Annotated in this window: 17 protein-coding genes; 7 read left to right on the top strand and 10 right to left on the bottom strand. The window is 53.4% G+C overall.

Translation table 11 applies throughout. The features are described from left to right. The first annotated feature begins 21 nt into the window (after positions 1-21). The 3 genes from H6868_06195 to H6868_06185 all read left to right on the top strand — a co-directional run bounded on the left by H6868_06195 (position 22) and on the right by H6868_06185 (position 2,631). Entirely contained in the window at positions 22-540 is a 519-nt protein-coding gene (locus H6868_06195) for a CarD family transcriptional regulator (protein MCB9988909.1), read from the top strand. Positions 541-824: 284 nt separating this feature from the next. Beyond that, positions 825-1,550 carry a hypothetical protein gene (locus H6868_06190; protein MCB9988908.1) on the top strand — a complete coding sequence of 242 codons (726 nt, stop codon included), beginning with the start codon at positions 825-827 and terminating at the stop codon, positions 1,548-1,550. 190 nt (positions 1,551-1,740) lie between these two features. Continuing rightward, a complete protein-coding gene (locus H6868_06185; GenBank protein MCB9988907.1) occupies positions 1,741-2,631 on the top strand; it encodes an RNA polymerase factor sigma-32 in 891 nt (296 codons plus the stop codon). 69 nt (positions 2,632-2,700) lie between these two features. Here H6868_06185 and H6868_06180 read toward each other — a convergent pair whose 3' ends face one another. After that, positions 2,701-4,200 carry a M48 family metalloprotease gene (locus H6868_06180; protein ID MCB9988906.1) on the bottom strand — a complete coding sequence of 500 codons (1,500 nt, stop codon included), beginning with the start codon at positions 4,198-4,200 and terminating at the stop codon, positions 2,701-2,703. 46 nt (positions 4,201-4,246) lie between these two features. Between H6868_06180 and H6868_06175 the strand changes: the two genes are divergently transcribed. Genes H6868_06175 through H6868_06165 form a run of 3 tightly spaced genes read left to right on the top strand, consistent with a single transcriptional unit; the run spans position 4,247 to position 7,235 of the window. After that, the gene (locus tag H6868_06175) at positions 4,247-5,032 is read left to right on the top strand and encodes a thermonuclease family protein (protein ID MCB9988905.1); all 786 of its coding nucleotides are present in this window, start codon (positions 4,247-4,249) and stop codon (positions 5,030-5,032) included. 37 nt (positions 5,033-5,069) lie between these two features. Continuing rightward, complete coding sequence (gene pip, locus H6868_06170) at positions 5,070-6,017, top strand: prolyl aminopeptidase (protein MCB9988904.1); 948 nt, start codon at positions 5,070-5,072, stop codon at positions 6,015-6,017. 9 nt (positions 6,018-6,026) lie between these two features. Then, a complete protein-coding gene (locus tag H6868_06165) occupies positions 6,027-7,235 on the top strand; it encodes a phosphoglycerate kinase (GenBank protein MCB9988903.1) in 1,209 nt (402 codons plus the stop codon). Between the two features lie 21 nt (positions 7,236-7,256). On the opposite strand, the gene H6868_06160 is transcribed toward H6868_06165, so the two are convergent. Further along, on the bottom strand, positions 7,257-8,375 hold the full coding sequence (locus H6868_06160; protein ID MCB9988902.1) for a DUF2336 domain-containing protein: 1,119 nt from the start codon (positions 8,373-8,375) through the stop codon (positions 7,257-7,259). 350 nt (positions 8,376-8,725) lie between these two features. Here H6868_06160 and H6868_06155 point away from each other — a divergent pair, with 350 nt between their 5' ends. Further along, complete coding sequence (locus tag H6868_06155; GenBank protein ID MCB9988901.1) at positions 8,726-9,007, top strand: hypothetical protein; 282 nt, start codon at positions 8,726-8,728, stop codon at positions 9,005-9,007. A gap of 73 nt (positions 9,008-9,080) precedes the next feature. On the opposite strand, the gene H6868_06150 is transcribed toward H6868_06155, so the two are convergent. The 8 genes from H6868_06150 to mtaB all read right to left on the bottom strand — a co-directional run bounded on the left by H6868_06150 (position 9,081) and on the right by mtaB (position 18,607). Then, a complete protein-coding gene (locus H6868_06150; GenBank protein ID MCB9988900.1) occupies positions 9,081-10,571 on the bottom strand; it encodes an AMP nucleosidase in 1,491 nt (496 codons plus the stop codon). Between the two features lie 43 nt (positions 10,572-10,614). Next, positions 10,615-12,396 (bottom strand): ABC transporter ATP-binding protein, encoded by a 1,782-nt coding sequence (locus H6868_06145; GenBank protein ID MCB9988899.1) that lies wholly within the window; start codon positions 12,394-12,396, stop codon positions 10,615-10,617. A gap of 184 nt (positions 12,397-12,580) precedes the next feature. Next, positions 12,581-14,407 (bottom strand): ABC transporter ATP-binding protein, encoded by a 1,827-nt coding sequence (locus tag H6868_06140; GenBank protein MCB9988898.1) that lies wholly within the window; start codon positions 14,405-14,407, stop codon positions 12,581-12,583. Between the two features lie 3 nt (positions 14,408-14,410). Beyond that, entirely contained in the window at positions 14,411-15,598 is a 1,188-nt protein-coding gene (ftsY, locus tag H6868_06135) for a signal recognition particle-docking protein FtsY (protein MCB9988897.1), read from the bottom strand. Positions 15,599-15,621: 23 nt separating this feature from the next. Further along, complete coding sequence (locus H6868_06130) at positions 15,622-16,056, bottom strand: 6,7-dimethyl-8-ribityllumazine synthase (protein ID MCB9988896.1); 435 nt, start codon at positions 16,054-16,056, stop codon at positions 15,622-15,624. 3 nt (positions 16,057-16,059) lie between these two features. Beyond that, positions 16,060-16,686 (bottom strand): 3,4-dihydroxy-2-butanone-4-phosphate synthase, encoded by a 627-nt coding sequence (gene ribB, locus H6868_06125; protein ID MCB9988895.1) that lies wholly within the window; start codon positions 16,684-16,686, stop codon positions 16,060-16,062. Between the two features lie 18 nt (positions 16,687-16,704). Next, complete coding sequence (locus H6868_06120) at positions 16,705-17,298, bottom strand: riboflavin synthase (protein MCB9988894.1); 594 nt, start codon at positions 17,296-17,298, stop codon at positions 16,705-16,707. A gap of 25 nt (positions 17,299-17,323) precedes the next feature. Further along, positions 17,324-18,607: a tRNA (N(6)-L-threonylcarbamoyladenosine(37)-C(2))-methylthiotransferase MtaB gene (gene mtaB / locus H6868_06115; GenBank protein ID MCB9988893.1), complete on the bottom strand. Its 1,284-nt coding sequence runs from the start codon at positions 18,605-18,607 to the stop codon at positions 17,324-17,326. Between the last annotated feature and the right edge of the window lie 14 nt (positions 18,608-18,621).

Raw genomic sequence — 18,621 nt, 5'->3', positions numbered from 1 at the left:
TATAACGAAAAGGGAAGATAAATGGCTGGCAACGATAACTTCGATTTCACTACAGGCGATTATGTTGTTTACCCGGTACATGGCGTTGGCCGTGTCGAGGATATTAAGACCGAAGTGGTCGCCGGCATGGATATGACCTTGTACACGATCTCTTTTGAAAAAGATCGTATGCGCTTGAAGGTTCCGGCTATGAATGTTGCCCGCGTAGGTTTGCGCAAGCTGAGCACCGAAGATCGTCTGCAAGATGCCCTTGAGACCCTGAAAGGTCGTTCCCGCATTCGCCGTACGATGTGGAGCCGCCGCGCTCAGGAATACGAAACCAAGATCAATTCCGGCGACCCGGTTGCGATTGCCGAAGTCTTGCGCGACCTGAAACGCAGCAATGACGACACGGAGCAATCCTACAGCGAGCGCCAGATTTACCAATCCGCTCTTGAACGTCTGGCCCGTGAAGTGGCCGCCGTCGAGAAAATCACGGAAGGTGAAGCCTCTCAACAGCTTGAAGAGATGATGGGCACGGCAGACGCCAAAGCCGCCTAAGCAAAAGTTTTATAGACCTCCTCCATATAAAAAGCCTCTGCCTTAAAAGCGGGGGCTTTTTATTTTCTGCGCCAAGATGTGGATAAATTTTGTATCCTACTGATCTTCCTGTATAATAACAGTGATTCTGGGAACCTATCGATTCCCTCCTTCCTTCGGTCGCTTCTGACCATTTTTTAAAAGAGCCTTTCGTGTATCAGGACCTGTCAGACACACGCTTTACATCTCTCGGTCGCCCTAACAGAATTTGGGCGCTTTCCGCCGTTCACGGCGACTGCGAACGGCTGATGGCCCTTCATGACAATCTGTTCCCCCACATCCGCCCCGGCGACCGGCTGGTTTATCTGGGGAATTACAGCGGTTACGGCATGGAATCGCGTGAGGTCGTCGACGAGCTTTTGACTTTTCGACGCTCTGTCATGGCCCGCCCCGGCATGATGGCCAGTGATATTGTCTATCTGCGCGGCGGTCAGGAAGAAATCTGGCAAAAGCTTTTGCAATTACAATTTTCGCCCAATCCCTCGGATACGTTTTTATGGATGCTCGGCCACGGCCTGAGCCCGGCTCTTGAGTCTTACGGCCTCAGCCCCCATGACGGTATCATCGCCGCTCAGGAGGGTGTTATGAGCCTGACGCGCTGGACGGGAAAGGTCCGTGATGCCCTGCGCCGCCAGCCTGGTCATGACACCTTTTATACCCAGCTCCGCCGGGCGGCCTTCACGCCGCAAGACTCCCTCTATCCCATGCTTTTCGTCAATGCCGGTCTTGATCCGGCCCGCAAACTCGGCGATCAGGGGGATAGCTTCTGGTGGGGCGGGAAAATGTTCAGCAACATCACCCTGCCCTACGAGCCTTTTCAAAAAGTCATACGGGGGTATGATCCCATCCATGCCGGCGTTCATATTAACTGCATAACGGCGACAATCGACGGTGGCTGCGGGTTTGGCGGCGGCCTTATCTGTGCCGGCTTTGCACCGGACGGGGATGTTTTTGAAATACTGGAATCCTGATCCTCCTTATTATTTTCTATAATATAACCTTTATATATCTGATATTTAATCATAAAAAATAAATGTCATTTTTTATGAACTATCTTCTGAAACCTTTCGTATGACTCTCACAAATAAAGAATACTAAATCGGTATTGTTTTTAATTTGAAACAGGATTATGAGTCTATCTCAAGAAGGGGGCAGTCGATCATGGCACACATTGACGACGCACATACACAGAAGGCAAATCTCGATTATATCCGGCAAGCTATGCATGAGCCGATGCTTGAACGTGGTGAGGAGCATGATCTCGCGCTCCGCTGGAAAGAGAAAGGCGACGAGAAAGCCCTTCACCTCCTGATCAAATCCTATGCACGGCTGGTTGTGGCTATGGCGGCCAAATTTAGGAATTACGGCCTGCCGATGGGCGATCTTATTCAGGAAGGCAATATTGGCCTGATGCAAGCTGCTGAGCGCTTTGATCCGTCTCGTGAGGTTCGTTTTTCAACTTATGCGACATGGTGGATTCGGGCAGCGATTCAGGATTACGTTCTGCGTAACTGGTCGATCGTTCGTACCGGCACGACGGCCGCGCAGAAATCGCTGTTTTTCAACCTGCGGCGCCTGAAGTCCAAGATTGAAAACGACAATAACGGCGCGCCTCTCGATGAGAACGGCCGGGAAAAAATCGCAGAAAAACTGAACGTGAAAGTGCGTGATGTCCGCTCTATGGAATCACGGCTGTCGGGCAACGACCACTCATTGAACATGACCATTGGCGAGAACAGCGAAGATGATTTTCAAAGTCTTCTGGCTGATGAGTCCCCTTCCCCGGAAGAGGTCGTTATCGGCATGAAAGATGCAGAGACACGCTCCCGCTGGCTGGCCGAAGCCCTCGGCACGCTCAGCGCCCGCGAACAAAATATTATCCGCCAGCGGCATCTCGGTGACGAGGTTGTCACGCTTGAAGAATTAGGGCAGCAGCTTGGCATCAGCAAGGAACGCGTCCGCCAACTGGAATCCCGCGCGATGGAAAAATTACGCGAATCCGTTGGGCGCCATATTCCGGATTCTCAAACCCTGCTCCAGACGATTTTATAAAGTTTCCCCGTAAGCACCTCTGTGACCGGATTGGCTCCCAGCCAATCCGGTTTTTTTGCTCTAACTGTTTTACTGCGTGGAGATAATTTTGTAGAGCCGACCGGCAACCAGATTTTCACCGGCTTTCAAGCCATTCAAAACCCGGAAACGTTCTTCTTGCAGGCTGTCAAACGGCATCCGCCGCCCCAGTGACGCCGCCGTATCACCGGCCTGTGCCGTCACAATCCAGATGCGGTATGGCTTGATATCCCGTTTTTCCTGCGCCGTCATGGGCCGCAAGCTATACGTTGTGCGTTGCAGCTCTTCGATCAATGCGGCGGGCGCACCCGCCGGGACAGCCATCTGGAAACGAAAAATACGGCCCGGCCCCCACTCAACAGCCACCAGACGCACTGTTACGCTCCGGTTATTAATTGTGCCGGGCAAGGATGTCGTGGCGGCAGGTTTGCCGTTCACCGTGAGGCGCTCTATACCGCCCGCCGGGACTTCCCCCTTCAGCCAGACGCGGCTCAGATAGCTGGCGCTGTCGAGTTTGTCCGGATTACCGGCCGCATCGAATAAAATGATGGTTCCGTTTTTATCAGTGGCGACGACCTGCGCGGGCTGATTGTCGATCCGGAATCCGGCAGGCACCTGAAAGGTAAAGTCCATTCCCGGATGATAGAATGACCGGCCCCGCACCATCCCTTGTTTGGGGCTGTCGCCATAAACCAGACCGTCGAGCGCCTTCAAATAGCGATCCCGGTCAACTTCATCCGGGCCTTGCGGATAACTAGCGGAAAGGGCGCGGGCTTCCTGTACGCGTTTTGCCGTATTCGGGTGCGTGGAGAAAAAGTCAGAGGTTTCCGTTTTTTCCCCACGGCCGGCCAAGACCTGATCCAGAGAGGTTTGCGCTTCCAGATTGCTGAGGAACCCGGCCATCGCATCAGGATCATAGCCGCCCTTATAAAGATAACGGATTCCCAGAGCATCAGCTTCGCTTTCCTGACCACGGGAATAGGATTTCATATAGAGGTCCGAGCCAATACCAATCGCCTGCGACGCGGCCTGACTATCCAGCGCAATCGACAATGCCGTTGCGCCCAAGGATGTCAAAACCCCGCGGGAATACCGCTCCGCCGAATGACGACCGGTGATGTGCCCCACTTCGTGCGCCAGCACCCCGGCCAGCTCGGACTCGCTGTTTGCCAATGCCACCAAACCACGCGAAGCATAAATATAGCCCCCCGGTATGGCAAAGGCGTTTACCATCGGTGTGTCGATCACATAAAATTTGTACTGAACATCGGGACGTTCGGTGTTTTTCGAAACGCGGGCGCCGATCTGCCCGACATAGCTCTGCAGCGCCGGATCGACGTTATCGGTGCCGTAAGTTTTCATGACATTCTGGTGTTCATCGGCGCCCACCTTGTTTTCCTGCGCCGGAGACATCAGGGCGGTAAATTGCGACTGGCCGGTTGCCGGGTTTGTCGAACACCCCGCCAGAGAAAAAACAGCCGTACAAGCCATGGCCAACATCATCAAATGCTTGCCAAATGCGCCCTTTGCGATACATCTTATAGCCATCATGAAAACCATATTAGTTTGTTTGTTAATCCTGACCAGTTTTTTTAGCATGTCTGCCCGCGCACAGGAAGAGGCTGCGGACATTCCTTTGCCACAAGGAGACTTCACGGGGCTGCGCCTGATGGACAATACGGCGGTTGTCGACCAGATTATCGACCCTTTGCGTATGCGCACTAAAAAAGGTGAGATTATCCAGCTTTCCAGCCTTGATGTTCCGGAACTGAATTTACCGGAACCCGGCGCGCATGCTCTGGCGGCCCTGACATTCCTCAAAGACAATCTTGAAGGCCAGCAAGTCACGATTTATCAAACGATGGATAAAGACAAGGGACGCCAAAACCGCATGGGGCACGGCCTCGCCCATCTGGCCCGCAAAGAGGGCGATGTCTGGATACAGGGGGCGATGCTGGCTAACGGCCTTGCCCGTGTCCTGCCCTCCGCCCGCAACACCGAGATGGCCGCGCAAATGCTGGCGCTGGAAGAAAAAGCCCGCACAGAAAAACGCGGGCTATGGGCGGACGAGCGCTATGCGGTTTTGACCCCGGACACCGCGATGAAGGCCGCCGACGGCTGGGCCGTTGTTGAGGGGCGCGTTTTAAAAACCGCGATGATGCGGAACAACGTCTACCTGAATTTCGGCGATGACTGGCGCAGCGATTTTACGATCGTTCTGAATTCCGATGTACGGCGGCAAATGTCCAAAAGTAATATTGACCCGTTGCAGTTCGGCGGCAAGCGCGTGCGAGTGCATGGCTGGCTAGAAGATTACAACGGTCCCTCTATTGTTTTAAGCGATTCCGCATGGCTAGAGGTCTTGCCAGAAGAAGAGAATTGAAATAGAAAAAACCATGGCGGACATAAATCAAAATACGATGAAGCGGGACTTGTTCCCGGAAATCACCCCCTACTCAACCGGCTTTCTGGATGTTACGGGCGGGCATTCCCTGTACTGGGAGCAAAGCGGCAACCCGGACGGCGTGCCGATCGTCTTTGTGCATGGCGGTCCCGGCTCCGGCACAGGCCCGAAACACCGGCGTTATTTCGATCCGGACCACTACCGCATTATCCTGTTTGACCAGCGGGGGGCCGGCAATTCCAACCCTCATGGCGGAACGGAAAACAATACGTTGGCGGATCTGATCGCCGACATGGAAGCCCTGCGTCATCATTTGAATATCGAGCGCTGGCACGTGTTTGGCGGGTCGTGGGGCAGCACCCTGTCACTGGCCTACGCACAGGCCCATCCGAAGCCTTGCATCAGTTTGATCCTGCGCGGCATTTTTCTGTGCGAGCAAAAAGAGCTCGACTGGTTTCTCTATGGCATGGGCCGCGTCTTCCCCGAAGCTTTCGAGCAATTTGTCGATTTTATTCCTGAGGCCGAACGCGACAATTTACTGGAAGCGTATTACAGCCGCCTGTTTGGAGATGACAAAGACATCGCCATGGAAGCGGCGCAGCGCTGGTGCGCTTATGAGGGCGGCTGTGCCTGCCTGATTCCGCGCGGCGATTATGAGCAAGATGAGAATGAAAAAATCCAGAATTTGGCTCTCGCCCGGATCGAAGCTCATTATTTCCGCCACCAGTGCATTCCGCCCGAAAAAAGCCTGATGAAAGGGATTGATAAAATCCGGCACATCCCGGCAACGATCGTTCAGGGACGCTATGACATGGTTTGCCCGATAGAAACGGCCTACAAACTTCATCAGGCATGGCCTGAAGCCGATTATATCGTTGTGCCCGATGCCGGGCATGCCTCATCCGACCCCTCCCTGCTCGTCCGTTTGCTGGAGGCTACTGAAAACGCCAAAACCATCCGTTAGGAGATTATTATGAGCTTTAAAACCATGCGTGATTTTGATCTGATCAACAAAACCGTTCTTTTGCGGGCGGACCTGAACGTGCCGGTGGATGAGCATAAAAACGTAACCGACACAACGCGGATCGACCGGGTGAAACCCACCATTGATTACCTGCGCAGCAAAGGCGCCAAGATTGTTGTTTTATCCCACTTTGGACGCCCCAAGGGACAGCCGAATGACAAATACTCCCTCGCCTTTTTACCACCGGCGCTGGAGAAAAGCTGGGGGGGCACCATTTTATTCGCCGAAAACTGCATTGGTGTGGCCGCCAAGGAAAAAGCCGATGCGTTGCAGCCCGGCGATGTTCTCCTGATGGAAAATCTGCGATTTCATCCGGGAGAAGAAGAAAACAACCCGGCGTTCGCCCATGAGCTGGCCTCTCTTGGCGAAATTTACATCAATGACGCCTTTTCCGCGGCTCACCGCGCCCATGCCTCGACCGAGGCTATCGCGCACCTGTTGCCCACGGCCGCCGGTCTTTTGATGGAAAGCGAATTAAGCGCGCTCAATGACGCTTTGGAAAATCCCCAGAAACCGGTAATGGCGATTGTCGGCGGCTCTAAAATCTCGACCAAGCTGGATTTGCTGCACAACATGGTCAGAAAAGTCGACTATCTGGTGCTCGGCGGCGGCATGGCCACAACGTTTCTTTATGCGCAAGGGCATGAAGTCGGAAAATCCTTGTGTGAGCAGGATATGGCGGATGAAGCCCGCCAGATTACAAAAGAGGCTGAAGATGCCGGATGTCAGATTATCCTGCCGGCGGACCGGATTACCGTGGAAGAATTCGGGGAAAATGCCCCGTGCGAAATTACGCTGTCCAGCGCCATCCCGCCTGCCCGCGAAGCCGTCGATGTCGGACCGCAGGCCATTGCGGACGCCGTTGCTACCCTGAACAAATGCAAGACTGTGCTTTGGAACGGACCGCTGGGCGTTTTTGAAGTTAAACCGTTTGACAAGGGTACCAACGATCTGGCCCGCGCGGTTGCCGAACGCACCAAAGCCGGAGATATTGTCAGTGTCGCAGGTGGCGGCGACACGGTCGCGGCTCTTGAGAATGCCGGCGTTACGGCCGATTTCAGCTATATTTCAACGGCGGGCGGTGCCTTCCTTGAATGGCTGGAAGGAAAAACGCTGCCAGGCATTGCGGCGCTGGCAGCGTATCGTAGTGCGGCATAACCCCACATCCCCACGAATTCCTTAAAAATCAGCGGCCTTGAACAGGATACGCTGGGCGACTTCCGGCCGTAGGCGGTCAAAATAGCCCAGCGCCCGCAGCATCTCTTTTTGATCGACCATCATATTTTTCGAGCGCATCCGGTGCGTCAGCAAATAAATCCGGGAGAAGTCGCTTTTCTGTATGCCGTAAGCCCGGCAAGTGATCGCCAGTCCTTTGCCACACGGCTGCATCAAGATGGCATGGATTTTTTGCGGCGAAATGCCGGTATATTTGGCAAACATCGCAATGAACGAAGCAATTTGCCCGCGCTTCAGCGGCTTAAGCAAAGTGCCCAGAGTTAAGCGCCCTTTGTTCGCCAATACGTTGGCGGCTTCGTTCATTTTTGGTGAGGGCAGATAATTGCTGTCCTTCGACACGCCTCTTGAGCAACGGGAGAATTCTTCGACGACATCGCTCAGGACAAGTTCGATTTCCTGCCACTGTTCGCCTTGCAGACGACGAATATGATCGCGCATGGCTTCGCCGACTTCCTCGTAAATCCGCTGCGCCAGATCATCGGGCATTTCCGGACGCAACAACAAAGGTTCCGCCAGATCGTCGGCCCGTTTGGCCAGATCGCTCAAAATTTCCAATGCGTTGCGCGTTAAAATAATGCGGTCGTTTGCCGCCAACGCCACGCCGGTGTCCATATCACGGGTGCTGGCCAGAATATCAATCAGCTCATCGCTCAGATGTTCCCGTCCGGCAATGGCCTGCCAGTAAGCGGGGCCATGTGATTTGATAATATAGATCAGGTCCAGATCACTAAAAACCAGACTGTTTTTCAGCATCGGCGCTGCCACGGAAATTTCATCGTTGGCCAGATACAAGGCCAGACGCAAAGGCAGCTTGTCTAGAAACGAAAGGCGCTCGGAAAGCGCTTCTTTCAAATCTTTTTCGGCCTGTTTAATCAAGGCGACCATCACATCGGTCAGGAGATCCTGTTCTTTCTCAGACAAATCCCGCTCAAGAAGATCAACAACAGCGCCGGTCAGCTCCAGCTTGACCGAAGGATCGCTATCCTTCAGCATGCTGTACAGCCTTTGGCTGTCATATAAACGCACAAGGAGCGGCGTTACTTCCGGTGATGTCTCAAACATTTCCCCAAACCTTTAAACAAGCACATATAAATCCATTCCATGGGCACTTGATTGTACCTCATGACTTACACACGCCCTTCACCTCTAAACTCTTCTTCGGAAAGCCCCGTTTGTTTTTTTATTATGCGGAGCCGTAAAGACTGTAAAATGACAAGGTCCCCAAAGTCTAAAACCGCCTGTCTGCCGTCTTACCCTTTCCTATTTACAGGAAAATTATTTACAACCAGTTAACGTAATCCATAAAAAGAATGTTCATGACAAAAACAGTTTGTTTTGCTATCCCGGCAAGGATTTGTTAAAGTTATCCGTCTATACTTGATGAGGTAGATTGGTTACAGAGGAAGGCGCACATGATCGGATCTTTAAATAATGCCGCTCAACAGCAACAAGCTGCTTACGTTAATCCGTTTCAGCCCAAGGCCGCCGAGCAATTCCAAAAGCCGGATGAGAAAAAGCCTGAGGAAAACAAAACGCAGCCTTCTGGCGCGGCCTCTGCCGGTCCGGAGAAAACAGCCGTAACTGGTAAAGACAACACCAATACGGTTTTGCAAGCGTCCGGCAACAATCAAAGCACCGGCAGCCGGGAATATCCTGCCGCCCAACGCGGCAGCATTGTTGACATCACGGTCTAAACTGTAAAAACACCGGTTCTTACGAAGGCGCCCTTTCCGGCGCCTTTTGTTTTATTCAAAAGATTACACTGATTTACTGAAAGGCGACTTCGTCGAAGGACCGCAGTTTCCGGCTGTGCAGGCGGCCCGGCCCGATATCACGCAAGAGCGCCATAGCCAGCAAGCCGATTTTAAGATGTTGCTCGACACGCTCGCGATAAAAGGCATCGGCCATGCCGGGTAGTTTCGGTTGACCGTGCAGCGGCTTATCCGAAACACACAGCAGCGTCCCATAGGGCACCCGGAACCGGAAGCCGTTGGCGGCAATGGTGCCTGATTCCATATCCAATGCAATCGCCCGGCTCTGGCTCAGGCGCAGATTTTGGCGAATGGCCGGACGTAATTCCCAGTTCCGGTCATCAACCGTCGCGACAGTCCCCGTCCGCATAATTTTTTTCAGGTCATAGCCCTTGTAGTCGGTCACTTGCGCAACGGCCTGCTCCAGCGCTTGCTGGATTTCCGCCAGCGCCGGGATCGGGATACTGGGATGAAGATCCTTGTACAGCACGTTGTCTTCGCGCAGATAACCGTGTGCCAGCACATAATCACCCAGTTGCTGCGAATTCCGCAGTCCCGCGCAATGCCCCAGCATCAGCCATGCATGCGGGCGCAGCACGGCGATATGGTCGCTGATGTTCTTGGCGTTGGATGGTCCGACGCCGATATTGACCATCGTAATTCCCGATCCGTCCGGGCGTTTCAGGTGGTAAGCCGGCATTTGCGGCATGCGGCTCAGCGGAATATCCGAGTCATCATCCATAAGGTTTCCCGCGCCGCCATGACGGTTCAAGGTGACTTTATTGCCCGGTTCGACAAACGCTATATAACCGTTTTCCGGGTCTTGCTGCATGGCCTCATGGCCTATTTTTATAAACTCATCAATATAGAACTGGTAGTTGGTATAGATCACGTAGTTCTGGAAGTGGTTCGCCGTCGTGCCTGTATAGTGCTTCAGGCGCATCAGGCTCAAATCCGTGCGCGGCGCATCGAACAGCGCCAGAGGCCGGGGTTGTCCTTCGGGTACATGGTAAATCCCATTAGCGATCTGGTCATCCATAATGTTCAGATCCGGCTGGTCAAAGCATTCCGGCAGGGCGTCAATCTGTTCCTTGCTCAGGTTATGCTCCAGATGGAAATCCTCACCCAGCGCGAAATGAATGGGGATCGGCGTATCGCTGACCCCGATCTCAACCGGTACATCGTGATTTAAGATCAGCAGGCGGATTTGTTCTTTCAGGTAGAAATCAAAAATATCGGGCCGTGTGACCGTCGTTATATAGGTGCCGGGCCGGGATACAAGCCCATAGGATAGCCGGGAATCCGAACGCCTGATTTTATCCGTCGTGATTTTTATATAGGGGTAACAAGCCCGCACCTTTTTGGTGGGAATGGCGCCGTCGGCAAAGGCGGAAAAAGACTCGCGCAAATAACTCACATGCGTGTCGTATATCTCTTTGACCGCGGAAAACGCCGCGTGCGGATCGGAAAACTGACGGGTTTTGATTTTCTTAAGTGTTTTTACCATTCCCTTATATTAAAGGATTTTCCATTTTATTTCAATAAGATAATCAACCACCAATAAAGCCTCCGGACTGCATTTCCCAGAGTTTGGCATACAAGCCCTTTTGTTTCAAAAGGGCCTTATGCGGGCCGTCTTCGACGATTTTCCCGTCCTCCATCACGATCAGGCGGTCAAGGTGCGCGATCGTCGACAGGCGGTGGGCGATGGCAATCACGGTTTTACCGGCCATCAGGTCTTTCAGGCTTTCCTGGATCAGTTTTTCGCTCTCACTGTCCAGTGCCGATGTGGCCTCATCAAGGATCAAAATCGGCGCGTCTTTCAAAATCGCACGGGCAATCGCGATCCGCTGGCGCTGACCACCCGACAGTTTCACGCCCCGCTCACCGACCAGCGTTTCATAACCATCGGGCAGCGCCGTAATAAACTCATGGGCGTGTGCTTTTTGGGCGGCGGCCATGACATCTTCATCGCTGGCCTCCATCCGGCCATAGCGAATATTATCCATCAGGGAGCGGTGAAACAGGCTGGTGTCCTGAGGAATGACGGCGATATTCCGGCGGAGGCTTTCTTGCGTGACGGCGGCGATATTCCGGCCATCAATTTCGATTACGCCTTCTTGCACATCATACATCCGTAAAAGCAGGCTGACGATTGTCGTCTTTCCCACACCCGACAAGCCCACCAGTCCCACTTTCTGCCGGGGAGGAATGTCGAGGCTTAAATCCTGCAAGACGGGACGGCTTTGGGTATCGTTATACCGGAAAGAGACACGGGAGAACGTCACCCGGCCTTCCGGGACATACATATCCACGGCCCCCGGCTGGTCGGCGACCTCCATCCTGCCGTTCAGCAATTCGATCCCACTTTGAATGGAGCCGATAGACTCCGTAATCATAATGAGTGCCTGCCCCAGACCGCCGGCGCGCAAAAAAACCATTAGCAAAATCGAGCCTGCCATCGACAAGCCGCCGATCGTTAGCTGTCCCTGACTGTATAGATTGATGGCATAGACAAGGATGACCATAAAGAACGCTCCCAGCAACAGCTTGTGAACAAAGGCCATCACCACGTCGATGTCATAATATTTAAGCGTAAAAGATCTTTCGCGCTCAATGCGTTCCGACACATAGGATTTCTCATGACGGCCGGCGGAAAACAGGCGAACAACCGGATTGTTGGCGATCGAGTCAACGATAGCTCCCGAAACCTGCCCTTTGGCCCGTGAGCGCTCCCGGTTGGCAGCGACGCAGGCCTGCACGAAGACAAATGTAATCGCCAGAAACAGAATAACCCATGCCAGTGTTATCAGGGCCATGACGCCGGAAATCTGCGCCATCCAGAACACGGCAAAGAGCAATGCGCCAACCGAGGGAATAATGCTGTAGTTCAGATGCGCAAACACCCATATCGCGCTCTGGGGGATATCCAGAATCCGGTAAGAAATATCACCGGACAGACGGTCTTCGAAATAGCGCTGTGACTGCCTCTGCGTAAACTGGAACAACTTTTCCCTGAGATTAAGCTCATAGGGCAGTTTTCCCTTTCGCCACCCCAGAAAATTCAAAACAATCAAAATGGCGTAGAGCATCAGCAAAGCCGCCGAGATGCCGAACAGGTCATAAAAATCGGTAAGCTGCGCCGCGGTCCCCAGCCCGTCAGCCCTGTCGACAAAGGCTTTGATTACGGATGAAAAAGCCACGAGGGTAAAAGATTCCAGCGCCGACGACAGGAAAAGCAAGCCCAGATAAGCGCCGGTTCGCCGTTCGAGAAACGACACCATGAACGGAAAAACTTTATCGGGCAGCGGTTTTTGCGGAGAGGCGGTCATAGGATCAATCTATAATTAAACAACGGCTGAATGAGAAGCCGTTTTCCTTTTTTATCAACGTGCTCATTCCGTCATTGCGAACCTGAAGCGCAGATAAAGCAATCCCGTGCCACTTCCGTTTTTTATGGATTGCCGCGTCGCCCGCCGCCGCTTTGCTATGGCGCGGCTCCTCGCAATGACGCCTTTAGCCGCCGATAAAGCCGCCGGACTGCATTTCCCAGAGTTTGGCATACAAGCCCTTTTGTTTCAAAAGCTCTTTATGCGGGCCGTCTTCGACGATTTTCCCGTCTTCCATCACGATCAAACGATCAAGATGCGCGATCGTCGACAGGCGGTGGGCGATGGCAATCACGGTCTTTCCCTCCATCAACCCTTTCAGGCTTTCCTGAATCAGTTTTTCGCTTTCGCTGTCCAGCGCGCTGGTTGCCTCATCAAGGATCAAAATCGGCGCGTCTTTCAAAATCGCCCGCGCAATGGCGATCCGCTGGCGCTGACCGCCGGACAGTTTCACACCACGTTCGCCGACGTGGGCGTCATATCCGGCACGACCGTCACTGTCGGTTAATTCAAGGATAAAATCATCCGCACGTGCCCGGCGGGCAGCCTCAACAATTTGCGCCTCTGTCGCATCGGGGCAACCGTAACGAATATTATCGCGGATCGAGCGGTGCATGAGGTCACTGATTTGCGGGATAACGGCTATCTGGCTGCGCAAGCTGTCCTGCGTTACATCGGCGATGTTCTGGCCGTCTATCAGAATCTGGCCGCCATCAATATCGTAGAGCCGCAGCAACAACTGGACCAGCGAACTTTTCCCCGCTCCGCTGGGGCCGACAAGCCCTATTTTCTGACCGGCCGGAATGTCTATATCAAGGTGAGAGAAGACCTTGCTCTTGTCATAGGCAAAGGTCAGGTCACGCACATCTATTTTACCGTTTGTGATAACGGCGTCCGGCGCACCGGGTTTATCCTGTACGTCCTGGGCCTTGCAGATGGTTTCCATACCCTCTTCCACCTGCCCCAGATTCTGGAAGAACATGGCTGCGCTATCCGAGACCCACCATGTCAGGTTCCGCATATTAATCAGCATCGGAAAAATCATGGCCATGTCGCCGGTCGTGATATCCCCGGCCTGCCATAAAGAAAAAGATGTCAGCAATACAGACAGCCAAAAGATCGGGTTCAGAACCTGCAAGCCGTTATTCAGCAAAAAGACGCGGGCAAAGAGTATCCAGTGCTTATCGGCATTCGCCTTAAGGCTTTCCAGCAAATACTGGTCTTCGTAGCGGTTACGGGCAAACAGCTTTACCTGCTGGATATTGGTCAGCGTATCAACATAGCGGCCCCGGACAATACTGCGCGTATCCGAGGCGTCTTTGGACTTTGAGAGAATATGCGGAAGATTATACTTCATCCACAAAAGATACCCCGCCAGCCATGCGATCATAATCAGCAGCAAATAAATATGAGCCGTCGCGAACATGACCATGAAAGTGCCGAAAATCACGGCCATAATCAAAAACGGCCCCATGACGATATCTATGACGCCATATATGGCGAACGGTGTTTCCACGACCTTGCTGGCCAACCGCCCGGCGAAATCATCCTGATAATACCGGGAGCTGTGGCCCTGCATATAAAGCGCCAGTTGCCGCCGGATCATATCGGCAAACGGCGCAATAATTCTGAATTTCACCCATTGCCCCAGCTGGTTGACCAGCGGTTGCAAAAGCAGCACCACAACGACAAATAAGACAAAAACCGGCAGAAGCCGATCCCAAAGCTGCTGCGGATCAGATGTGCTATCCAGAATATCGATAAACAGTTTCAGAAAATACGGCGCGGACGCCCAGAAAACGCCCTGTAACGTAAAACAAACCAGAACAAATGCCATGGGCCCGCGTACCTGCCGCAGGAAAAACCACAAGAAAGGCAGAAGGCGATTGGGAAGCCTTACCCCTTCCGGTGGCAAGTAATCCACCGGCGGAATTTTCAACCACGTTAACAGCATAATTTATCCCTTAAGTCCCACAAGGCTGCGGGCGAATTCCTCGGCGTGGAAGGATTGAAGGTCTTGTGCCTGCTCACCAACACCGATCAGGTTAATCGGCAGATTGAACTCATCGGCGAGTGCCACGACGACACCGCCACGGGCCGAGCCATCCAGCTTGGTGACAATCAGGCCGGTTACATCGACCATTTCCTTAAAGGTGCGGACCTGCTCATGCGCGTTCTGGCCGGTTGTGGCATCCAAAACCAGCAAGGTTGCATGCGGCAGGTTTTCATCCTGTTTTTTCAACACGCGGACGATCTTTTCCAGCTCTGCCATCAAGTTCGCCTTGTTATGCAGACGCCCGGCGGTGTCGATGAACAAAACGTCGACATTCTCGGCTTTGGCCTGTTCATATGCCTCATAGGCCACCGCCGCAGCATCAGCACCGACTTCCTTGGTCATGAGTTTGCAATGTGCACGTTTGGCCCATTCCTGAAGCTGTTCGATCGCCGCGGCCCGGAACGTATCCCCCGCCGCCATCATAACGGAGCGGTGATTTTTCACGTGCAGATAATGCGCCATTTTTCCGATCGTCGTGGTTTTGCCCACGCCGTTCACTCCGCACACCAGAACAACAAACGGGCCACCGTTTTCAGGCTTTGGATATGTCAGCGGCGTCGCCACCGGTTCCAGAATTTTCGCGATGCCGCTGGCCAGTGCTTCCCGAATTTCCTGCTCCTCGATTTCCTTGCCGAAACGATCCCGACTGAAATCTTCGATAATCTTCGCGGCCGTTTTCGGCCCCAGATCAGCGCTAATCAGCAGTTCTTCAAGGCTATCCAGTGTTTCCTGATCCAGTTTTTTCTTGGTGACCAGATCACTGATCCCCTGCCCGATTTTTTTGGACGATTTCGACAGCCCCTTGGTCAGACGCGCCAGCCAGCCTCCTTCCGCAGCGTGATCGCCCAGATCGCGGGCTTCTTCGATATCGGATATTTTGCTGTGACGCGGCGTGGGAATAACATCAAGGTCATCAAGGATTTCCGTGGTTGTTTCCTCAAACAGCTCATGCTCCAGATCTTCGCTGAGCTCAGCCTCATATTCTGTCGGTGGCTCCAAATCGGGATCTGACGAGCGATGCAGTATCCGCTCGGCTTTATCTTCCGCCTCTTGCGTCGCGTCATTCTTATTTTTCCGCCAGAAAACCATTTTAGACCTCTTCTTATCTTTCTTTATTCTTGCGACGCTCTTTTGATTTCAAGCATCCGCAGAGCTGCTTCCGCCGCCGCGCCGCCTTTGTTTTTCTGCTCAGGGTCGGCCCGGACGATCGCTTGTTGCCTGTTTTCCACTGTAAGGATTCCGTTGCCCAGCGCAAGATCGTTCTGCAAGGTTAAATCATAAACCCCCCGGGCACTTTCATTGCAAACGATGTCATAGTGACTGGTCTCGCCGCGGATAACGCACCCCAACACAACGTAGGCATCATAGATATTGCCCTTGTTCTTGGTCATAAAATTAAGCGTTGCTGAAATTTCCAGCGCGCCGGGCACAGTAATCACATCATAGGTCGCACCGGCTGCTTCCAGCGCCATCTGGGCGCCGTTAACCAGCATATCGTTAATTTCGTTATAAAAGCGGGCTTCAATTACCAGCACATGGGCGCTCATATTCTATACCTTTCTGTAATCAATCAAATCGGCGATAGAACCGATTTTTAATCCGTGTTGCCGGGCAAACCCGACAAGGTCCGGAAGGCGGGCCATCGTGCCGTCATCCTTCATTATCTCGCATATCACACCCGCGCCCGAATAGCCAGCCAGTTTCGCCAGATCGACAGCGGCCTCGGTATGGCCTGCCCGCTCCAAAACCCCGTTTTCACGCGCCCGGATCGGGAAAACATGACCAGGGACAACAATATCACCCGGGCCGCTTTCCGGATCAACAGCCACAGCGACCGTTCTGGCGCGGTCATAAGCGGAAATGCCGGTAGTCACGCCTTCGCGAGCTTCGATCGACACGGTAAAAGCCGTACCAAAGCGATCGGTGTTTTTCCGGGTCATCAACGGCAGCTCCAGCCGGTCGGCCATTGCCCCCTCCATCGCCAGACAGATCAACCCCCGGCCATGCATAGCCATGAAATTAATGACATCGGCTGTGGCGCACTGAGCCGGGACGATCAGATCACCCTCGTTCTCACGATTTTCATCATCGACCATGATAACCATCCGGCCGGCCCGCAGATCGTCCAGAATTTCATCAATAGCAACAATCACCGGGGGGTTCCCTGCAACACTCATAGCAGCTTCGCCCATCACTTACGCGTCTTTCCCCATAATACGGGCCACGTAGCGGGCAAGCATATCAATTTCGACATTCATTTTATCACCGGGTTTGAGGTAGCCAAGATTGGTCACCGTCCAGGTGTGCGGGATAATATTGACACCAAAGGTGTTGCCTTCAACCTCGTTGACCGTCAGGGACACACCGTTCAGAGCCACGGAGCCTTTCGGGGCAAAATAACAGGCCAGATTATCCGGGACACTGATTTTAAGACGGTGAGAATCACCGTCCATCGTCACGGATTCCATCGTCGCCAGTCCATCGACATGACCAAACACGAAATGCCCGCCCAGCTCATCCCCCAGATGCAGGGATTGTTCGAGATTGACGCGGCGCCCCTCTTCCCAGTCGCCAATCGTTGTTTTTGAAAGCGTCTCATGCGAGACATCAACGGCAAAAGCACCATATTCCTTGTCGACGACCGTCAGGCAGCAGCCATCACACGCGATTGAAGCGCCGATTTTTACCTTTTCAAGGTCATAGCGGCAACGGACAAAAAGCCGCCAGTCGCCCTTGTTTTTGTCGATCCGGACGACTTCGCCAAGGTCGGTAACGATACCTGTAAACATGATGTTTCCTTAATGTTGGCGGCTCTTATGCCGCGTTTTGTTCAATACAGGCCGTCAGCCTGTCTCCCTCTTGCCCTGTGACCTTTGCCGTCACGATAGAGCCGGCCGGCACATCCCTGTCCAGCGTCACCATCACAAAGTGCTCAGTTCGGCCCGTATTATCTTTTTCTACCAGAATTTTTTCAATCTTATTCAACCGTGTCTTCAAAAATTTTTGCAATTCGGAGTCCCCGGCTTCTCTCAAACGGGCGGCCCGTTCCTTGCGAACCGGCACATCAACAGCGGGCATCCGCGCGGCAGGCGTGCCTTCGCGCTCGGAATACGGGAAAACGTGCGGGTGAATAATTCCGGCTTCTTCAACGATGCGCAGGGTGTTCTCGAACATCTCGTCGGTTTCGGTCGGGAACCCGGCAATAATATCGGCGCCAAACACCATATCCGGACGGTAAGAGCGCGCCCGCGCGCACAGATCAATCACATCCTGACGATTATGGCGACGTTTCATGCGTTTCAGGATCATGTCATCCCCGGCCTGCAGCGAGAGATGCAGATGCGGCATGAAGCGTTCGTCTTCGGCAATCAGCTTCCAGATATCATCGTCAATCGCCGCCGGATCCATGGATGACAAGCGCAGGCGCTTTACATCCGGGACAAAGGCGAGCACACGGGAAATCATATAACCCAGCGTCGGCTCGCCCGGCAGGTCCGTACCGTAAGAAGCAATATCCACCCCGGTCAGGACAATTTCGGCATAGCCGTTTTCAACCAGCCGTTTTACTTCGGCAACGATATCGGGAATAGAAACGGAGCGAGAATTCCCCCGGCCATAGGGAATGATACAAAAGGTACAGCGATGATCGCAGCCGTTTTGCACCTGAACAAAGGCGCGGGTGCGGCCTTCCAGCCCCTCGACCAGTTGCGGCGCCGTTTCCCTGACCGCCATAATGTCGTTGACGATGACTTTCTCGGCCGGCGGCGCGCCCCATGTCTCGGCCTTCATTTTCAGGTCGTTACCAATAACGAGATCAATTTCTTCCATCCCGCCATACTGGTCTGGGGAAATCTGGGCGGCACAGCCCGTGACGATGATCTTGGTTTCCGGATTTTCACGACGGGTTTTGCGGATAGCCTGACGCAGCTGCCGTTCGGCCTCTTTCGTCACGGCGCAGCTATTGAAAATCACAGCGTCGGTCAACCCGGCATTGCGGGCATGCTTTTTCATGACCTCGCTCTCATAGGTATTGAGGCGACAGCCAAATGTTACGACCTGCGGTTCCTTCTTTTCCATGATGCCTTTTGCTTCTGTCATTCTGAGTGAAACGA

The organism is Rhodospirillales bacterium, from assembly GCA_020638175.1.
In the GTDB taxonomy this organism is placed as follows: Bacteria; Pseudomonadota; Alphaproteobacteria; order Micavibrionales; family Micavibrionaceae; genus JACKJA01.
This window is presented reverse-complemented; position numbering and strand designations above follow the sequence as displayed.